Origin of the sequence: Nostoc sp. LEGE 06077 (assembly GCF_015207705.1) — a bacterium.
Lineage (GTDB): Bacteria > Cyanobacteriota > Cyanobacteriia > Cyanobacteriales > Nostocaceae > Nostoc_B.
Genome location: NZ_JADEWI010000005.1, coordinates 94,546 through 114,208, shown reverse-complemented (window position 1 = coordinate 114,208; position 19,663 = coordinate 94,546). Strand labels below are relative to the sequence as shown.

Here is a 19,663-nt window from a genome sequence, read left to right as displayed (position 1 = left end):
TGCTGAATATCCGTAGCGATCACCAGAATCGTTAGAATATTAACTACACTCAAAATGTATATCAAACCTTAGAGTTAGAACCTATGGTACTGTTTGGATTCGGTAAAAAAAAGCTGGCTCTCCCTACTCCTGAAGAAGCTTTGCCAGGACGAGCAAAGGAAATGCCAGTACCTGCACATCACTATGTAAATAACAATCCTCTAAAACCACCTTTTCCCGCAGGTATGGAACAAGCTGTGTTTGGACTGGGCTGTTTTTGGGGTGCAGAACGTAAATTTTGGCAACTTCCAGGAGTTTATACCACTGCTGCCGGTTATGCAGCGGGAATTACACCCAATCCTACCTACGAAGAAGTATGTACAGGTATGACTGGTCATAATGAAGTGGTCTTAGTTGTATTTGACCCTCAAGTTATTAGTTACGCGCAAATACTCAAAGTCTTTTGGGAAAGCCACAACCCCACCCAAGGAATGCGCCAAGGTAACGACGCAGGTACACAATACCGTTCGGGGATTTATGTCTATTCTGAAAGCCAAAAACAGCAAGCTGAAGCATCCCGTGAAGCTTATCAACAAGAACTGACTAAGGCGCGTTATGGCGAAATCACGACAGAAATATTAGATGCGCCGGTATTTTACTACGCTGAAGCTTATCATCAGCAGTACTTAGCCAAAAACCCTAATGGCTATTGTGGTTTAGGCGGGACAAACGTTGCTTGTCCGATAGGTGTGTTTGAGGCAGAAGTGAAGTAATACAAATTTGCTCTATGTTTACGCTTGCGATCGCTTTATTCATGCACCAAGGCGATCGCCTGCTCACTATCGTGTACTATTTTGGGGTAACGACTCAAAAATAATTACCTGTACATCTGGTACTTGGGCGAAAGCTGATTCTATCAGTGGCTTAACATCAGCCCAATTCAAGCCACCATTACCACATCCTAATGCTGGCATTGCAATTGATGTAATACCCAATTCCTGTACTTGCTGCACTAAAGCCACCAGTCCACTTTGAATATCTTCTATCTTTGAATTATTTCTCCAATGGCGTTTTGTGGGGAAGTTGATGATATATCTGGGGTTGAATAAGCTACCTGTTGCTACAGTGAACATCTTTCCAGGCTGCACTTTACTAGCGCGACAGGCTTGTTGATATTGACGAAAATTTTCAGGATAAGCTTGCTTAAATTGCAAGGCAATCCCTTTACCCATTACACCAACACAATTAACTGTGTTAACTAGGGCTTCGGTTTTCTCTTTTAATAGGTTGCCTTGCTTAAATTCAAACATAATTTATGTTCACCTACTAGGTCAACCTAGTTATCAATGTAATCTTCCAATATAGGGCTGACTTTCACAAGTAAGGCTTTCAAGTTTTTATACTCAACTAATTTGTCATGGTGCAAACGGCCAAGAATAATACCTGGATGTCTATGATGAGTATAAGCAAATTCTTCAATTGCTTGACGAGAGAAGTATTTTTTCACCCCCGAAACAAAAACCGTAAAGGCTTGAGGTTCTATCAACCAGTTGGCAGCTTTTTGATTGGCTTCTTTCTCTTGATCATTGTTTTCTAAAGCATCTAAGTTATCTAAATAAATTCCTTGATGCCCTAATACAATATGTGCTAACTCGTGCATAAGAGTAAACCAAAATGAATCAATACGGTCATATCTCAATGTCAAAGCAATAATTGGTTTATCGTTCAAGTAATAGGCTGCGCCATCGAGATAGGTTTTTTTGAGGTGAGGTACGATGACAAAATGTATGCCTAAATCCGCTAACAATTTGGGAATCCGCACAATAGTTTCTACTTGTTCAGCACAAGCAAGGATTTCAGGTATAGCAGTTTCTAGTTGCTCACGGTCGAAATTAGCAACTGTTTGTTGCTGGGCTAGATACTCAACTCGTTTTACCCAAGCTATCCAAGATGTTTCCTCTGGTTCTCTATGCTCAGAGCAACGAAAGTTAACTGCTAACTGCGGTGTTTCATTTAAGGAAGAGATTCCAAGATAATTACAGACTTGTTGTTCTAATTCATCAATGGAATCTGTTGCTTGAATCCATCTATTTTTGATTAGTTCGGAGATAGGAGCTATTGTATATAATCGACTTTTACGAGTTATATCTTGCTCCTTGTTTTCTTTTCCCGCTAGGTGAAGACGATATTTTGCTTCTAGGTTTGTCCAGAACTCAGGGGAAGTTCCCAAGGCTTGAGAGAGTTCGATAGCTGTTTCTGGGGTAATTTGCTTAGTTCCCCGGATAATTTCGTTAATGGTTTGAACTGGACGACCCATAATTTCGGCTAAATCTTTCTGTGTCCAGCCACGCGCTTCTAGTTCTCTACTTAAAATTTTTCCTGGTGTTGGTACTCTTGCTGGTGTTAGCTTCTGACTCATACTGCTGTCTCCCCTGCTGCTCTGATTAGTGGTAATCTTCGATATCGATTATTGTGAGGAAATGTCCCTGTTCATCCTCATCCACTGTCACGATTAAACGCCACTGATCATTTAAACGTAAGGAACGTTGTCCTTGTTTTCCTCGTTTCCCTTTGAGTTTCTCAAATCTCAAGCCTTTTAGAGCATATAAATCTCGCTCATCTACAGCAGCATCAATAATCGCTATGACTTCAAAAAAGTCATCAACCACACCTGGGTATTTATGAGCATCTTTTTCTTCTGTGTAAAGTGCTTCGAGTTTCTTTTTCTTGAAATAAAAACGCAAAGCTCCCCCCAAGTTGAATGTAGCGGATTCTGCATTATACTACGGCTAAATTCAGCCTTGGGGTGAATCGCTGATATTATTAATTTTAAATCTTAATCGGATAAGAGTTTTAATCTATTTGTAAAGATTGTCAGATTATCTTGAAAGTTAGCGTAAACCTGATTTTGTCTAGGGTTTCGACGTATTGCTTGAACCTCCTCATCTATCTAGATAGTACGAATATACTATACAAGAAACCGAAGGGCAAGTTATCCAATTTGTATCATTTCAAAATTCTAGTGCTATATATTTAGGACTTACGCTATGAGACGAAAAATCAAGTTTATAAGTGATACTACTATTCAACTTCTCTGCAATTAAGATTCGTAGGCTGATAATGATAGAGTACAGATGACTTATGCAAATTGCTGAAAAATGGCAATAATTTGTTAACACTGACAAATTATTAGTAATATACAGCTATTAGCTTTTAGATAGCTTAATTTAAAAAGCCCGTGACGAGGATTGAACTCGTGACCTCACCCTTACCAAGGGTGTGCTCTACCACTGAGCCACACGGGCGAAACTTGATCAAATTCTAGATTTTGAATTTCAATAAACTCAAAATCTAAAATTTCAGGTGGGCCGGGCTGGATTTGAACCAGCGTAGGCGTAAACCAACGGATTTACAGTCCGTCTCCATTAACCACTCGGACACCGACCCTTATGTCCCACGATTCACAATCTTAGCAGCAGATTTTAGAAATTGCAAGGGGAGTTGGAAAAATTTTAGTAAGTTCTTAGACTTTCAAGAAACATGGGGGTAGAGGTATAAGGGTGTACGGATGGATAGAACAATTATTCTCTTGTGGTTTTTAGAGTTCTGAATCATTTCTTGGTCAAAAACCCTACACTTGTGAATCAACCCATAATCTACCCATAAACCCTTACACCCCTGTATTTCTTAGCTCAAGAGTTCGCCAGTTTCTTGCAAAGAGTGCAAGCGTTGATAAATACCTTCGTGGCGCAACAGTTCTTCATGGCTACCAACCTCGACAATTTTGCCTTGTTCTAACACGACAATCTTGTCAGCTTCGCGGACTGTACTTAGACGGTGAGCAATCACAATGGTGGTGCAAGTTCCCTGAATCGATCGCATCGCCAATTGAATGGAACGTTCTGACTCATAATCTAAGCTGGAGGTAGCTTCATCAAAAATCAGTACGTCTGGTTTGACTAACAACGCCCTAGCAATTCCGAGGCGCTGTCTTTGTCCGCCAGATAGTCTTACGCCACGTTCCCCGACAACAGTGTAATAGCCTTGGGGTAACACCTGTACTACCTCATCAACTCTGGCAATCTGACAGGCTTCTTGTACCTCTTCAAAGGTGGCGTTTGGTCTTCCGTAGGTGAGGTTATCCAAAATTGTGCCGTTAAAAACGTCTACCTCTTGGTGAACGATCGCCAACCTGCGCCTATACTTACCTACATCCAAGCTGCGAATATCTTGACCATCAATCAAAATTTGACCATCTTGGGGTTGAAAATACCGCAATAGCAGTTTGACTAAAGTTGATTTACCAGAACCAGAACGTCCTACTAAGGCAACTGTTTGGTAAGGTTCAATCAGTAAGTTAATATCTTGCAAAACTTGTCGGTTGGCAAGATACCCAAAACTGGCATGAGAAAATTCTACTTTGCCAGTAAATTTATAAGATGATTCTGTGTCATTTTCTGAGATTGAAAAACTAGATATATCAGAGCCGGTTGGCTCCTGCAAAAACTCATGAAACCTCAACATAGAAGAATAGCGTCGCGCAAAAACTTCTGCTAAGGTGCTAATTGGTTCTAATTCGGCATAAGCCATACTCGAAAGTGTCAAGGTCATGACAAAATGACCAAGGGAAATTCTCCCATTTACCGTAGCGGCTAAGGTTAAACCTAAAATCGTAAACACACAAAATTGAATGACTGTCTTTTGCCAAGCTACTAGTTTTGTATAATTTTTGTGGATACGATAATCAACTACTGTTAGTTCACGATTTAAACGTTGTTGTTGCCGTTTTAATTCCCTAGCTTCTGTCGCAAATGCTTTTACAGTTTTGATGTTGGTGATGATTTCCGAAGTCCGACTTTCGGTGTTTTCCATGTATTTATCCAAGCGTCCTTCGTGCCAAATTATTTGCCGTAGTTCTTTCAAACTAAAGGCGAGGATAATAACAAAGGAAATCAGATATAAAATAGCAATTCGCCATTCAATCAATAAAATAAATCCAAAAATTCCGATTACACGCAGCAGTTTAGGAATTAACTGTCCGGCAATTTCTGGATATGTCCAAGTATGGTTAGAAACACCTCTAGCAACTCTACCAGCAATACGTCCGGGGTTATTTACATCATAAAATTCTAGGGGAAGAGAGAGTATTTTTTCTAAGGCTGTTTGACTTTTATCTCGGCGCGACCTTAGAGCAATATCCCAGTGAAACCAAACCGTTAACCACGGTTGTGTAGGCGATCGCAGGACAGTTACAATAAAAACTATAACCAGCAAAACCGTTAAAGATAGTGTTTTACCAACTGGGTAATTGGTAGCTTCGGAGATAGATGCGATCGCACTTTGCAGAGGTTTATCTAAGGGTTGGCTAGACAAAACATTTAATATCTGACCAATCGCATAGGGGACAACCAAATCAATGATTTCGTAAATGCTCGATGCGGTAATACTGAGAACACTCTGTTTCCAGTAAGGACGAAAATAAGTGAGAATATCTCGAAATTTTGCCATGATCTATTCTGTCCAAGAGCGCGATCCTGAGCTTGGAAGAATATACTACATAATGTATTACACAGTAGTCAAGAGCTAATCTAAAAAATCATTCTTCTGGATGAGGTGAAAGTTCTACCGGAAAAAATTCCAGATGATAGCGATACAGCGCCACAGGTCGAGAACCCGCCTGAAAGTAATCTGGATCTTGGGGTGAAAGATAGACAGCAGTAACTTGATATGCCTCAATTGTGGGATTATTTGTCGCTAATTTATGGTAAGCAGTTGTCGATTCTACTGAATTAAAATAAGGGAGAGAACCGCCTTTAAATAGTTGTTGAAATACTTCCGCAGTGATGTATTTATGCTCAGAAATACTTTCTGTAGCGCGTGCTGTCACAATAGAGACTAATTGCCGTTCTCCGCGTAATAATGTGATTTGCCGATTCGGAGATTCTGGATCTAATTTGACTGATAATACTGCTTGCTCACCTAAATAAGCTTTTGCTAAATTCAAGCTATTAAAGGCTCTATCTGCTACTAAAATCGGTGAAAAATTATTGATTTGGGGAATAAATTTTAACCCAACTGTGACTGATGGTTTTTGTTTAATAAACCTAACAATAAAACTTACAGATTGATTAAGTTGTTGACGGTTACTTTCAAACCCAGGGGTAACAATATCTGGTGCTAAAGGTGCAAATAAATCTACCAATGTACTTGTAACTTTCCATGTACCATCCATCCATTCAGGGTAAGCTAAATCGCCGGAAGCTGGTTGTACAGAAGTTAATTTTTCCCACTGAGGAAAGTTCTCTAAACGTTCTGATAATTCACCTGCGGCTGCATTTCCACTCCATCCCAGCAAAAATAGAACAATTAAGCAAAAACTGCAAATTGCCTTCATTGTAATTAATTAAATATTAGGTAGTCTATCTATTTATTACACTAATAACAATGTTGGGTTTCGCTATCGCTCTACCCAATCTACAGCAAATAAAAAATAACTTATAACTCTACTGGTAAAGGCTGCCAAACTTCGCCATATTTTTCTTTTAAATCGTGCCAAGCTTCTACTTGTCCTGGTTCATATTCTCCGGGTTTTCCCCATTGGAGAAATAAGCTTAAAGCAGGTTCTTGTTTATCATCTAAAAAGCGAATTGCATAAGTTGTAAAGTTACCTCTTTTCGCTTCACCTGTTTCAAACTTCACCTGAGTAATTTTGTCCATATTGAGGTGAAATTCAAAACCTTCGGTGTGCATATTGGCATATTTACCTTTGGGTAATTCGGCATAAAATAGTTTTTCTATTTTTCCCCGTGCTTCTAACACAGCCGCACTACTAGTCACAATTAAACGCAAGGTTCCCAAAGTTTCACAAGCTTCTAAAAATTCTTTTAAATATGCACTCATAATTAATTCACCTTGATTATTTTGTGATTCGACTATTGACTAATAACTATTTTTCGTATTTTTCATAAGCAGCGACAATTCGCTGAACTAAGGGATGACGCACGACATCTTTTTGGGTGAATTCGCAAAAACCAATGCCTTCGACGTGTTTTAAAATGTCTAAGGCAACTGACAAACCAGATTGTTGATTATGAGGCAAATCTGTTTGTGTAGTATCGCCTGTAATCACCATCCGTGAACGAAAACCCAACCGGGTTAAAACCATTTTAATTTGTGCGGGTGTCGTATTTTGCGCTTCATCCACTATGATGAAAGCATTATTTAGGGTACGTCCGCGCATATATGCGAGTGGTGCAACTTCAATAATGCCACGTTCCATTAAATTAGGGACTTTCTCGGCATCAATAAATTCGTAAATTGCATCATAAAGAGGACGTAAATAAGGATTAATTTTTTGCTGTAAGTCTCCTGGTAAAAAGCCTAATCTTTCACCAGCTTCTACGGCTGGACGAGTTAAAATCAGCTTTTCTACTTGGTTGGCGAGGAGTGCTTGAACGGCGACAACAACAGCGAGATAAGTTTTACCTGTACCTGCTGGTCCGGTGCAGAAGGTAACATCACGTTTGCGGATAGTCTCAATGTACTGTCGTTGACGAAATGTTTTCGCGCGGACTTCTTCACCACGGCGAGTTTTGGCGAGAACATCTCGGCGTAATTCTAGTAGTTCGTCTTCCCGATCGCTATCTAAGGCTTGACGGGCTGTTAAAATATCCGCATTGGAAATATTGTTGCCTTTAATCCAAAGGTCTTCTAGCGATCGCACTAACCGCGATGCTAAATTAATCTGGGCATCTGTACCAGTAATCTGTAATTCTTGTCCACGTAGCACTAACACCGCGCCTGTTTGCCGAGACAGGATTTTGAGATTTTCTTCACCATCACCTGCAAGAGCGATCGCACTCGGAATATTTGGCAGCTGAATCTTTATAGCATCTGCCATAGTTATTTCTTCAATGTGTGAGGAGTTATTTTTAACAAAGGTCTAGTATTTCTCTAGTTTTTGATGACAGTTTTTAATTAACTTTATTTTTACATTATTTTCTAGTGATTCGTCATTTTTACTGACTAATGACTATCTCACACAATTATTTTTGACTTTTTTTCTAGTAAAGCAGAGACGCGATCGCGGCTCTGCTTTGTTGAGGTTGAAATTAATTAAGCTTTCACACCTCTGATTGGATGCTTAGTAACGAACACCTTTACGTGCAGCTTCTGCTTTACGCTTGCGGCGTAGACTGGGTTTTTCGTATCTTTCTCGGCGTTTAACTTCAGATAATATCCCGGCTCTTTGAATTTTCTTTTTAAAACGTCTTAGTGCCGAGTCAATGGTTTCATTTTCACCTAGACGAACTTCAGCCACTCCTGATTGTCACCCCCTGACAGAGATATTTAGAAGTTGCATTCAAAAATAGCATTTAGAAATCAGGTTAATGAGAGGAGGCACAAGGCAGAAGAATTAAGTTTCAGACTTCATCCTTCATACTTCATACTGTTTCTCTCTCATCTTCCTTTCTTTTTAGTTTAAACCTAGCGGAAACGCGGTTTAGCAATAGGTCTAGGCCCGTTGTTCCCGCCTCTTTCCCTGGTTTTCGGCAGTGGCGGTCGCTCTTCGCGGTCTTCATCAAAAGACATACCATCTCGCCCCATAGCACTGCTGCCATAAATATCCAGGTATACCGACTGTCCAGCAAGTTCCGCAGCGGCGGCCATTACTGTCCGAATCGCCTGAATATTGCGTCCGCCTCGACCAAATACTTTGCCTTTATCTGCACTGTCAAAGGCAATGCGAATCCAAGCCTTTCTCAGGGTGTGAGAAATTTCACAATCAACGCTTAAAGTCTTTGGAGATTCTAAAAACGGTTGCATCAAAAATTGAACTAGTCCAACGTAGTTGGGATTAGTTGTCAGAAGAAATTGTGTGTTTTCGTTATGATGCGGGTTTTGCACTGACCTGTTCAAGAACATTAGCTTTTACTAGGATGCGACGTACGGTGTCAGTGGGTTGTGCGCCTTGTTGTAGTCGCTTGACGATGCTGGGAACGTCTAGTCTTACTTCATCGGTTCTGGGGTTGTAAAAGCCCAGTTCTTCTAAAGGACGACCATCGCGGCGAGAGAGGCTATTCATGGCGACAATGCGGTAGCTCGCTTCCCGCTTTTTTCCGTATCGCTTCAAGCGCAGTTTGATCATGTTGAAGAATCGTTCTCCTGTTTATATGGATTTTTTGCAGCGGATAAATGAAGGAAATAACTGGGCGAAAGTGCCTTTGTTAAAATTTCCCATACTAAAATGCCTATTTTAACACTTGATTAGTGTTTCCGGCTATTAAGTTGGGGAATAGGGACGTGATGGGTGTAGGGGTGTAGGGCTGATGAAACCGTGATTTTTAGAGTCATTACTCCTTACATTACTAAAAACCTACATTTGTGAGGTGGGTAGGGAATAAAAAACTGCCACCTGTTCCCTCTTCTATAGATTTCCAAAACCTTTTTTCTTTTTATCTTTAGGTTTTTTCTTTTTGCTGCCGCCAGCGCCACCGCCAGTGTAACCACGCCATCCAGGAGCGCTGGGACGGTTGCCTGCGCCAGCGAAGGGGCTGCCCATAGCACCACCGCCAAACATACCTCCGGGCATACCGGGGAAGTTACCTTTGCCCATTTGTTGCATGAGCGATCGCATTTTTTGGAAGTCTGACACCAGCTTGCTGACATCTGCTTCTTTGTAACCAGAACCACTTGCTACCCGTCGTCGCCGACTGGGAGAACTTGCCAATAAATCTGGGTCTTGGCGTTCTTGCTTGGTCATGGAGTTAATCATCGCTTCGCAGCGTTTGAGTTGGGTTTCTCCCTGCTTGAGTTGATCATCAGAAAGCTTGCCCATACCGGGAATCATCTTGAGAATGCCTCCCAGTGACCCCATATTTTTCAACAAACGTAGTTGTTTGAGAAAGTCGGTAAAGTCAAACTTTGCTGACAGAATTTTCTCTTGCATTTGCTCGGCATCGGCCAAGTCAATTTCTTCTTGGGCTTTTTCTACCAAGGTCAGGACATCGCCCATCCCCAAAATCCGCGATGCCATCCGGTCTGGGTAGAAAGGTTGCAGGGCTTCAACTTTCTCCCCGATACCAACAAATTTAATTGGTGCGCCGGAAATCTGGCGGACTGACAACGCCGCACCACCACGGCTATCACCGTCTAATTTGGTGAGAATTGCCCCAGTAATGCCGATTTGCTCGTGGAAGGTGCGGGTAAGATTGGCGGCTTCTTGACCAGTCATTGCGTCCACGACTAATAAAGTTTCGTGGGGTTGGACTGTGGCTTTGATGCGGGCTAATTCCGCCATCATGTCTTCGTCAATTTGCAGACGACCAGCGGTATCGATGATGACTGTGTTGACACCTTCGGCTTTGGCGCGTTCTACACCTTGACGAGCGATTTCTACTGGGTCAGCATCGCCTCCCAAGTCGAATACTGGTACGTCAATTTGTTTACCCAAGGTGATCAACTGATCAATTGCGGCTGGACGATATACGTCTGTGGCGACTAACAAACAGCTGCGATCTAATTTTCGCAGATGTAAAGCTAACTTGGCGGTGGCTGTGGTTTTACCAGTACCTTGCAACCCAGCCATCAAAACAACGGTAGGCTTTTGTTCAGTTTCCGCCAGGGGAACGTTTTCTTCCCCCATCACTTGTACTAGTTCATCGTAGACAATTTTGATGAACTGCTGGTCAGGGCGCACGCCAGAAATTACCTCGGCTCCCTGCGCCTTGGCTTCAACTTCGCTAATAAAATCTTTGACTACCTGGAGGTTGACATCTGCTTCCAACAAAGCGCGGCGGACTTCTCGCAAAGCGTCTTGAATGTTGGATTCCGAAATTTTATCTTGACCCCGTAGTTTTTTCCAGGCGGATTCTAAACGGTCTGCTAATGCGTCAAACATATCTTAGTTACAAGTAGTTAGCCAATAGGGAAGCCTGAATCGCCAAACAGCGATACAGAATTTCCGGTAGAATTTGAACGTGCTATCTACCAGCTTAGTAGTTTTCACTCCGACTTGAACAACTGGATACCGAGTTGGGTTAGGGTGGTAAACTGTCTTGTGTGTGTAAATTCTGATTTTGGCGGTCTGTGGAAGTGTTGGCGATCGCTTTTGTTAAACGAGGCTTATTTGCTGATAGTTATTTGATGGTAAAGCTTTTTTGACGGCTTCTAGTAGTATATTCATCTCAACAGGTTTGGGGATAATGCCTGCTACTTTTGCTTGGCACTTCTCTCTGATTGTTTTTTCTTCATGGCCGCTCAGTAACAAAATCGGTAAAGAATTTAAATTGCGATTTTGCTGGATGTGGTGAGCTACTTCATAACCATCCATTCCCGGCATTGTTATATCCAGAAGTAGCAGATCAAATACTTGCGAATCTATTTCTGCTAGTACTTCTTTTCCACTAAATACTGTCGTAACTTTATACCCATTGGTTTCTAAAATTATTTTTAAGAGCAGAGAAGTTACATCACAATCATCACATACAATAATATGCTTATTTAGATTTTTCATTTGCTCATCTGGTTGATGTAAAAAGCCTAATATTTTTACTATATTGATTATTTTTAGATGTAGGTTTCCTCAGTTTTTGTACTTCAAAAAATTAGGAACCATTTTAATTAAATATTTCATACAAGTATCATATACCTTGCCACAAAGAAATATATCTGGAGAGTGAGATTTACTTAATACTAAAAGAGCAAATCTCACTTCATATCCCCAACTATAAGGCTTAGTCCCTGCACCTAATGAGATTTTTGAAAAAATTAAATCAGATTGCTATATCTCAAAATGAATTAAAATTATGATTTTGAAATATTTGTAACTAAATTTTCTACCGTATCAGCATCGTTAGGTAATGCGGCTGTTAAAACTTCGCTACCATCAGCGGTCACTAAAACATCATCTTCGATGCGGATACCTCGAACATCAGCAAATTGGGCTAGACGCTCCCAATTCATGACATTTTGATATTTAGCACGATTGTCAACATCATTTAAAATTGCTGGGACTTGATAAAATCCCGGTTCAATAGTGACTAACATTCCCGGATTTAGAGGACGATTGAGACGCAGATAACTTAAGCCAAAGCGATCGCTCCTTCTTCTATCATCTTCATATCCGGCTAAATCTCCCAAGTCTTCCATATCATGTACATCTAAACCCAGCAAATGCCCAATTCCGTGGGGGAAAAATAGTGCATGGGCATCTATGTCTACTAAATCTTCGGGTTTACCTTGTAATATGCCTAAATCTACTAACCCTTCAGCAATAGTAGTTGCTGCTAATAAATGAATATCTTGATACTCCACACCTGGGCAAATTTTGGCAATGCAAGCATCATGAGCCGCTAAGACAACATCATAAATATCTCGTTGTGTGGCGGAAAACTTACCAGAAACAGGCCAAGTTCGGGTGATATCCGCCGCCCACCCCATTTCTGTTTCTGCACCAACATCAGCCAGCAGTAAATCACCGGGTTGCAGTGGGTGATGATATGCGTCGTTATGTAAAACTTCGCCGTGAACGGTGACAATACTGTTGTAAGAAGTAGTCATATTCTGGGCAATAATTACCCCTTCCATTGCAGCCCGAACTTCTGCTTCTACTTTGGCGCTGAGGGTGGCGGACATACCCGCTTTGTGTGCAGCCACACTCACCGCCGCTGCTTGGCGTAATTCTGCTAATGCACCGGAATCGTGGCTTAGGCGTAAAGTCACTATTGCCTTGGCTAGTTCTAAATCTAACCCTGCCAAGTTATGTGGTGAAGCAATCTCTCTATGCAAAATTTGAGTCTGCACAAGGCTGGTGCGATAATTCTGCACTGGAATTGAGGCCGCCCCACTGCCCCGATGTTTCAATTCAGACATGGTTCTGGCTACATCTGCGCCGATTTTCTCGGCAATTTCTTTGCGTGTGGGTGTTTCGCCATGCCATAAGGCGCTACCGGGTTCGGGATCATCGATAAATAACTCTAGTTTGCCTGCTTTTAAACGAATAGCGGCATTATGTAAGGGTAATCCAGCAAAGTAGAGGAAATGACTGCTGGCGCGAAATGGATAGGTATTAGCTGTAAAGTTACGGGGGCTGTTGCTTCCTGACCAGAGAATTACCGGGAAATCAATTAACTGCGCGAGTTTTTGCCGTCTGTGGTGGAGGGTATCGGCAAAGGAACTAGAGATATTGTATGCAACCATAAATAATTAAAAATAAGGATAAATTCTGTTATTTAGTCTTTATCATCGTTTTTATCATCCTGATCATGATTTTTATCATCTTGATCATGATCATCATTTTTGTCTTGTTTGATAGCTTGCTCAGGCTGTGGTTGAGGTTGATTGTTAGATTGCTCTTTTGGTGTTGCAATCTGTTCTGGTGGGCTGTGTACTTGGATCAAACAGCCAACTAATCCTGAAGCAAGGAGCGCTAAATGGATGGTAGCAAAGATACCTCTGATAATGGTGATTCTCAAGTTTTTGTCTTGATTTAACATTACTCGCGCTGTGAGATACGTTATCTAATATCTACGTTACAGCGTAAATACATAACCTTTATCTTTGATAATCCGTAAATATCTCATGCACTTTTGATAAATATATATAGCTACCACTTCTAGAGTAACTCTATGAGACAAATCATTACTCAGGTCGATGCTTTTACCAATAAACCTTTTGCGGGTAATCCTGCTGCTGTTTGTGTTTTACCTGCACCACAAGCCGATCGCTGGATGCAACAGGTAGCACAGGAGATGAATTTGTCGGAAACGGCTTATTTGGTCAAACAAGAGGATGGCTTTAATCTGCGTTGGTTTACGCCAGCAGTAGAAGTCCCCCTTTGTGGTCATGCAACTTTAGCCAGCGCCCATGTGTTGTGGTCTGAAGGGCATTTATCAAGGGATGAAGTAGCTCGATTTCACACTAAAAGCGGGTTATTGATTGCCAAGCTACAAAATGAATGGATTGAGCTAGATTTTCCTGTAAATCGCTCCCAAGTGGCGAACGCACCGCCGGAACTCAGTACAGTTTTAGGTGTAAACTATCAAGCTGTTTATCAAAATTCTCTCGGTTATCTCGTAGAAGTGGCATCAGCAGATGTAGTACGGTCAATGCAGCCGAATTTTCAACTCCTCAAAACATTACCTGGAGATGGTGTAATTGTTACCAGCAAAGATACTCCAGGTTCGGAATATGATTTTATTTCTCGCTTTTTTGCCCCAGCCCTCGGTATTGATGAAGACCCAGTGACAGGAGCAGCCCATTGTTGTCTAGCCCCATTTTGGCGCGATCGCTTGGGTCAAAATACATTCTTGGCTTATCAAGCCTCTAGTCGGGGCGGTGTAGTGAAGTTGTCTTATGATGGCGGCGATCGCGTCCTCCTTTCTGGTCAAGCAATTACTATAATGCAAGGCGCATTAGTTACTGATTGAAACAAAAAGTGAAAAAGAAATGAAATTTGGCGGTAAGATTGTAAGGATTTACACTGAAAGACCTCTATAGTACAATCTTATGTATTATCTAGCACTCAAGCCTAAACTTAGTTTATGCCCGTTTAAGGATTTGTGAGTCAGTGTATATGTGCAAAGGTTTATTGAAGAAGAAGACAGAACTGAGAATTAAGAATTGATTGGACTCCCATCAATTCTTAATTCTGCTGACTGACTCCTCTATACTGTTTTGATAAATCTGACTTGGCTGGCCTTTTCATAAGCAGTTTGTAACCAAATAGGCAACAAGATATTTCTCGTTGGAGGATGTAAGGGTTTTAAACCTTTACTACCAAAGCTTTTGATGTCTCAGTTTCATATATTTAGTTCCGCAGAAATTACAGTAACTCCAGTGTTGCGGCAATTTTTGGTATCAACTTGAACTTGCTATTCATCCCACTAATTTTTTAAACATGGATTACAACAATCAACAACTCATTCATTTAACAGAAGTCTCAGCCACTGATTTTCCATCGGGAGGAGATTTTAAATATAAATGTCGTGTACAGATACTTTCTGAGCAAGGACAATCTATTTTGTCCAAGGATCTGTTTTCACGAATGCAGCCAAGTTGGTTGTTGAATTTAACCAATTATAAGGATTGCGCGATCGCCATTACTTTATGTTACCGTCAAGGCGACATGACCCAACCTTGGCAAGATGCCGGGACAGTTACCTTTGCGGCTCAAGATTTTCTCAATGGACACAATTCCATTGAACTAGAATTTCCGATTACCACCTGGAGTCTAGCACCCCACTTAACCCTGAAAACACGGATCACCCAAACGGTCGGTGAAGTAAATAGCAATACTGTCAAGGTATTAGCCAATCAGCAAAGTCCTTCGCGCTTGCAGATCAAACCAACCTCAACAACCGAGCAAGAAATAGAAATTCCCGAAGCTGTAACCCTGACACTTGCAGAAGAAGTGATTGTCAAAGATGTCTGGAATAAACTGCGGGCTTGGAAAGAACTGCAAATGGAAAAGTTCTTTAAACGACTGTTGCTAGAAGAACCAGAATTAGAACATATTTTTGGTGAAGCGATCGACAGTATGCCAGATTACTTTTATGAGTTATTTGATTACTGTATTCACCAACTCCAACCCGACACCCAAAACATCATTTCCGAACCACTCACAGGAGTGCCTTACGAAAAAGGCGATGATTTCGATACAGTCGAAGATTACGGGGCTTTATTTGCGGATATTGGGATGCGTCCCCACCACTGGATGAAAGTTAGACAAGTGTGGATGTGGATGTTACCTTCCATTCCTTATCTCGAAGAATACGATCGCCAAGATTTAGCGAAAGGTGTCAACTCAGCACTTTACAAGTTTTTTAATACCCATATTATTCTCCCAATGGTAGAGGCTGTCCGCTGTTATGAAGACGCTTTGCCACCAGAATTACTCCAGCAGATGACAGAGACTTGGCAAGTATTTAGCCAAAACAAGCAAGAAATGGGGATGGTATTTTATCAAACCTTGTTTGAAAAATATCCCTTTGTGTTACCAATTTTTGGCAGGGCAGATATCGATTACCTATCGCTGCATCTGTTTCAATCCTTGGATTTTCTCATGCGTTGCTTGAGAAGTGAAACCACTGATGAACTGTTACTGGAACTGCGGTTATTAGGACAAATCCACGGCAATGTCGGAGTACCATCTTGTGCATACTCTGCCATTTCTGACACCATGTTTGTCTTATTTGAAAAATACGTGCCGAATTTTACTCCAGAATTACGGCTGGCATGGCAGACATTATTTGACCGCGTAACCAATGTGATGAAATTGCCCAAGCTGAACGAAGAAAGGCTACTGAAAAAAGCCAAGCAATTTCTCGAAGTAATTGCCACAGAACAAGGTTGGGAAGCAGAACAACAAGGGCGACGTTGGGCAGAAATTCAAGCAGAAGTTCAAGCCACAGGTGCTTATAATCATACCTACGAAGAATTGGCTTATGGCGCACAGTTAGCTTGGCGTAACGCTTCCAAGTGTATTGGTCGGATTCAGTGGAATAATATGGTGGTGCGCGATTGTCGGCATATCACCGACCCTGATGAAATGTTCCAAGAATTATTAGAACATTTGCGTTTAGGGACGAATGGCGGCAATATTCAAGTGATCATGACCGCCTTCCGCCCCAAACAACCAAAAGAACGGTGGGGCCCCCGCGTATGGAATCCGCAATTACTGCGGTACGCCGCCTACGAACTACCAGATGGCAGTGTGATCGGCGATCGCGCTAACTTAGATTTAACTAAAGCCATTATCAAACTGGGTTGGCAACCACCCCAGCCGCCCACCCCCTACGATATTTTACCGATAGTGATTGAAGTACCGGGAATGGAGCCGAAACTCTATGAATTCCCCAAAGACGAAATTTTAGAAATAGATATTGAACATCCCACCATTGCCGCATTCAAATCTTTAGGGTTGCGCTGGTATGCCATCCCTGCCATCAGTAATTTTCGGATGGATATTGGTGGCATTACCTACGCTTGCGTCCCCTTTAACGGCTGGTATATGGGTACAGAAATCATGCGTGATTTCATCGAAGAAGGGCGTTACAACAAACTCGAAGAAATCGCCAAAGTACTGCAATTAGATACTAGTTCTGAGCATACCTTGTGGCGCGATCGCGTCGCCTTAGAACTGAATATTGCCGTTCTGCACTCCTTCCAAAAAGCCAAGGTAACAATGGTAGACCACCAATCGGCCTCGCGCCAATACCTGGCCCACGACCTGCGGGAAAAGAAAGCCGGCAGAGAATGTCCCGCAGAGTGGGGTTGGGTTGTGCCACCGGCTGGTGGTAGCGCTTGTCCAGTTTGGCATCACCAAACACGGGACTTTTATTTAGAACCTGCCTATCACCATGCAGCCGATCGCTGGGCAGTGGAAGATGGAATTGACCTGGAAAAAATCACGAATTTCACTGCCGAAGACGACAATAAGCAAGACCGCATTTTGATTTTATATGCCTCGGAAACTGGCACAGCCGAAGGTTTTGCCCGGACTGTGGCACGGCAATTAAGTCGTTATCGTCCCAAGGTGATGGAACTGGATGAGTACAACACAGACCTTTTAGCTTCGGAGAAACTACTGCTGGTTGTCACCTCCACCTTCGGGAATGGGGAAATGCCAGGGAACGGTAAAAGATTCTTGCATTGGTTGAAAAAGCAACCACCCGGTTCCCTGATGAGTTTAAATTATTCTGTGTTAGGGCTGGGCAGTACTGTGTACGAACACTTTTGTGCGGCGGGCATTGCTGTCGATAAAGCCCTGTCTCGCTCAGGGGCCAACTCTATCGCTCCCTTACATAAAGCTGACGAAATCAAAGGACAGGCTGATACATTCAAACAGTGGGTGAGATTAATTAGCCGTGTCTTAGGTGAAGATGCCACAGCCGCCGATGGAACTACAGTCCATGCACCCCAATTGCAGGTAAAATTGTTAAATGCCGCCGACGTTCTCAACCTGTCTTGTGTTGTCGGCAGTGACGATCGCGGTATAGCCGTCCCTGTGGTCGCCAATCAAGAACTGCTGCAAGAAGTAATTCCCGGTAGCCGTTCCACCCGATTTATCAGCTTTGATATTGCTCATACTAACCTGAAGTATGAAACAGGTGATCATGTGGCAGTGTATCCCTGTAATTCATCGGAGTTGGTGCAGCGAATTTGCGATCGCCTCAATGTCACCCAAGATACTTACTTTAGTGCCAGTTACGTCACCGCCGACGGTCAGGAAACCGAAGACAAACCCCCAATTCCCGTACCCACAACCATCGGTCATGTACTGCATGAAGAACTAGATTTGGCCTTACGGGAACCATTCAATGATTTATTGGCATATTTACACTCCGCCACATCAAACCACACAGAAAAGCAACGCCTAGAAACTTGGTTAGAAATTCTTCGCCAAGATGAAGATCATCCAGACAGCATCGCGCTCACCAAAAATATTACCGATAATTATATGAGCGTGGCTGACTTATTCGATGAATTTCCCACAGCCAAGATTACCCTCGCTGCCTTACTAGAGTTACTCCCCAGACAAAAACCCCGTCTCTATTCAATTTCTTCCTGTCCCTTATTGCATCCCCAAGAAATTCAAATCACAGTTGGGGTATTACAAATTACCACCGATGCCGGGAAAGTGCGGCAAGGACTTTGTTCTAACTACCTCGCTGGACTGGAAGTAGGCACAAAAGTACGAATTGACGTTCGTACCTCCACCTTCCGTCCACCCAGTGACCCAGAAGCAATGATGTTGATGGTAGGGCCAGGTACTGGGGTTTCGCCGTTAATTGGCTTTTTGCAATATCGACAAGCCCTGTGGCAACAAGGACAACCCTTGGCAGATGCAACTTTATACTTTGGTTGCCGTAATCACCAGGACTTCCTGTATCAGGAGCAATTGCAGACATGGTACAACCAGGGAGTGCTTTCGGAATTAAACGTGGCATTTTCTCGCCAAGGCAACGCCAAAATCTACGTACAAAATTTGATGCAGCAAAAAACAAAAGAAATTTGGGCAATGCTGAGTCATCCTAAATGCCACTACTATGTTTGTGGCGATGCCAAGATGGCGGATGATGTTTATGAAGTCATGTTAGCGATCGCCAATACTGAAGGTGGTTTATCACACCTAGAAGCTGTCCAGTTCTTTGACAAAATGAAACAGGAAAAACGCTTCACATCTGATGTTTGGGGAGTAACACTCAATTATAAACAAGCCATCAAACAAGTGCAGAAAGATAACTACTCCAAAGCCGAAAGATGGCTGAATCGAGTCAATCAATCAGCCGATGATCATACACAAGTTTCTGAGGTGGCACAACAGCTAAGTATGAAACTGTAAAGCATAGGACTTACGCATAAAAACGAAAAATCAAGGGTTTTAGCGAGGGTATAAGAGTGTAGGGGTATAGGGGTGTATGTATCGAAAACCCCTACACCCAATCTTCTCAGACGATCTTTGTGCGTAGGCCATAGACGCTGAACTGTCAGAAGGGTATACCTTGCCCTTAATAATTCTTTAACTATTGCCAGTCTGTTTTGGAAATATTTGCGGAAAATTTTTGTACTTTTATAAAGTATAATTAAGAAAAAGATAAAAAAGCTAGGCAAGCACGGTAGGCTTTTATCGCCGCGTGTGTAACCGAAAAAAGTTAAAGTTTAATAGTTTTTTATAAAAAGC

17 protein-coding genes and 2 tRNA genes are annotated in these 19,663 nt (G+C 42.1%); 3 read left to right on the top strand and 16 right to left on the bottom strand.

The window, feature by feature from the left end; genetic code table 11:
- Window positions 1-83 precede the first annotated feature (83 nt).
- Window positions 84-752, top strand: a complete 669-nt coding sequence (msrA, locus tag IQ244_RS05345; RefSeq protein ID WP_193890535.1) for a peptide-methionine (S)-S-oxide reductase MsrA — start codon at window positions 84-86, stop codon at window positions 750-752.
- A gap of 66 nt (window positions 753-818) precedes the next feature.
- On the opposite strand, the gene IQ244_RS05340 is transcribed toward msrA, so the two are convergent.
- The 16 genes from IQ244_RS05340 to IQ244_RS05265 form a co-directional block, all read right to left on the bottom strand.
- On the bottom strand, window positions 819-1,289 hold the full coding sequence (locus IQ244_RS05340; RefSeq protein ID WP_228058747.1) for a macro domain-containing protein: 471 nt from the start codon (window positions 1,287-1,289) through the stop codon (window positions 819-821).
- Between the two features lie 26 nt (window positions 1,290-1,315).
- The gene (locus IQ244_RS05335; protein WP_193890533.1) at window positions 1,316-2,398 is read right to left on the bottom strand and encodes a HigA family addiction module antitoxin; all 1,083 of its coding nucleotides are present in this window, start codon (window positions 2,396-2,398) and stop codon (window positions 1,316-1,318) included.
- 25 nt (window positions 2,399-2,423) lie between these two features.
- The gene (locus IQ244_RS05330) at window positions 2,424-2,723 is read right to left on the bottom strand and encodes a type II toxin-antitoxin system RelE/ParE family toxin (protein ID WP_193890531.1); all 300 of its coding nucleotides are present in this window, start codon (window positions 2,721-2,723) and stop codon (window positions 2,424-2,426) included.
- 489 nt (window positions 2,724-3,212) lie between these two features.
- Window positions 3,213-3,284, bottom strand: a tRNA-Thr gene (locus tag IQ244_RS05325).
- Window positions 3,285-3,343: 59 nt separating this feature from the next.
- A tRNA-Tyr gene (locus tag IQ244_RS05320) sits at window positions 3,344-3,426 on the bottom strand.
- A gap of 240 nt (window positions 3,427-3,666) precedes the next feature.
- Window positions 3,667-5,487 carry an ABC transporter ATP-binding protein gene (locus IQ244_RS05315; protein ID WP_193890529.1) on the bottom strand — a complete coding sequence of 607 codons (1,821 nt, stop codon included), beginning with the start codon at window positions 5,485-5,487 and terminating at the stop codon, window positions 3,667-3,669.
- Window positions 5,488-5,575: 88 nt separating this feature from the next.
- Window positions 5,576-6,373: a DUF6816 family protein gene (locus tag IQ244_RS05310; RefSeq protein WP_193890527.1), complete on the bottom strand. Its 798-nt coding sequence runs from the start codon at window positions 6,371-6,373 to the stop codon at window positions 5,576-5,578.
- A gap of 101 nt (window positions 6,374-6,474) precedes the next feature.
- Complete coding sequence (locus IQ244_RS05305; RefSeq protein ID WP_193890525.1) at window positions 6,475-6,879, bottom strand: ChuX/HutX family heme-like substrate-binding protein; 405 nt, start codon at window positions 6,877-6,879, stop codon at window positions 6,475-6,477.
- Window positions 6,880-6,925: 46 nt separating this feature from the next.
- Window positions 6,926-7,879, bottom strand: coding sequence for a PhoH family protein (locus IQ244_RS05300; RefSeq protein ID WP_193890523.1), 954 nt, complete (start codon window positions 7,877-7,879; stop codon window positions 6,926-6,928).
- A 243-nt stretch (window positions 7,880-8,122) separates the two neighbouring features.
- Window positions 8,123-8,299: a 30S ribosomal protein S21 gene (rpsU, locus tag IQ244_RS05295; protein WP_062292053.1), complete on the bottom strand. Its 177-nt coding sequence runs from the start codon at window positions 8,297-8,299 to the stop codon at window positions 8,123-8,125.
- Between the two features lie 167 nt (window positions 8,300-8,466).
- Window positions 8,467-8,904 carry a KH domain-containing protein gene (locus IQ244_RS05290; protein WP_193890521.1) on the bottom strand — a complete coding sequence of 146 codons (438 nt, stop codon included), beginning with the start codon at window positions 8,902-8,904 and terminating at the stop codon, window positions 8,467-8,469.
- Window positions 8,867-9,127, bottom strand: a complete 261-nt coding sequence (gene rpsP, locus IQ244_RS05285; RefSeq protein WP_096578659.1) for a 30S ribosomal protein S16 — start codon at window positions 9,125-9,127, stop codon at window positions 8,867-8,869. Before rpsP ends, IQ244_RS05290 begins: the two co-directional genes overlap by 38 nt.
- Window positions 9,128-9,406: 279 nt before the next feature.
- On the bottom strand, window positions 9,407-10,879 hold the full coding sequence (gene ffh, locus IQ244_RS05280; RefSeq protein ID WP_193890519.1) for a signal recognition particle protein: 1,473 nt from the start codon (window positions 10,877-10,879) through the stop codon (window positions 9,407-9,409).
- Between the two features lie 213 nt (window positions 10,880-11,092).
- Window positions 11,093-11,494: a response regulator gene (locus IQ244_RS05275; protein WP_193890517.1), complete on the bottom strand. Its 402-nt coding sequence runs from the start codon at window positions 11,492-11,494 to the stop codon at window positions 11,093-11,095.
- A gap of 290 nt (window positions 11,495-11,784) precedes the next feature.
- A complete protein-coding gene (locus IQ244_RS05270; protein WP_193890515.1) occupies window positions 11,785-13,179 on the bottom strand; it encodes an aminopeptidase P family protein in 1,395 nt (464 codons plus the stop codon).
- A 32-nt stretch (window positions 13,180-13,211) separates the two neighbouring features.
- On the bottom strand, window positions 13,212-13,475 hold the full coding sequence (locus IQ244_RS05265) for a hypothetical protein (protein WP_193890513.1): 264 nt from the start codon (window positions 13,473-13,475) through the stop codon (window positions 13,212-13,214).
- A 132-nt stretch (window positions 13,476-13,607) separates the two neighbouring features.
- Here IQ244_RS05265 and IQ244_RS05260 point away from each other — a divergent pair, with 132 nt between their 5' ends.
- Both IQ244_RS05260 and IQ244_RS05255 read left to right on the top strand, forming a co-directional pair.
- Complete coding sequence (locus tag IQ244_RS05260) at window positions 13,608-14,408, top strand: PhzF family phenazine biosynthesis protein (RefSeq protein ID WP_193890511.1); 801 nt, start codon at window positions 13,608-13,610, stop codon at window positions 14,406-14,408.
- A gap of 470 nt (window positions 14,409-14,878) precedes the next feature.
- Window positions 14,879-19,324: a nitric oxide synthase oxygenase gene (locus tag IQ244_RS05255; RefSeq protein WP_193890509.1), complete on the top strand. Its 4,446-nt coding sequence runs from the start codon at window positions 14,879-14,881 to the stop codon at window positions 19,322-19,324.
- Window positions 19,325-19,663: the final 339 nt, after the last annotated feature.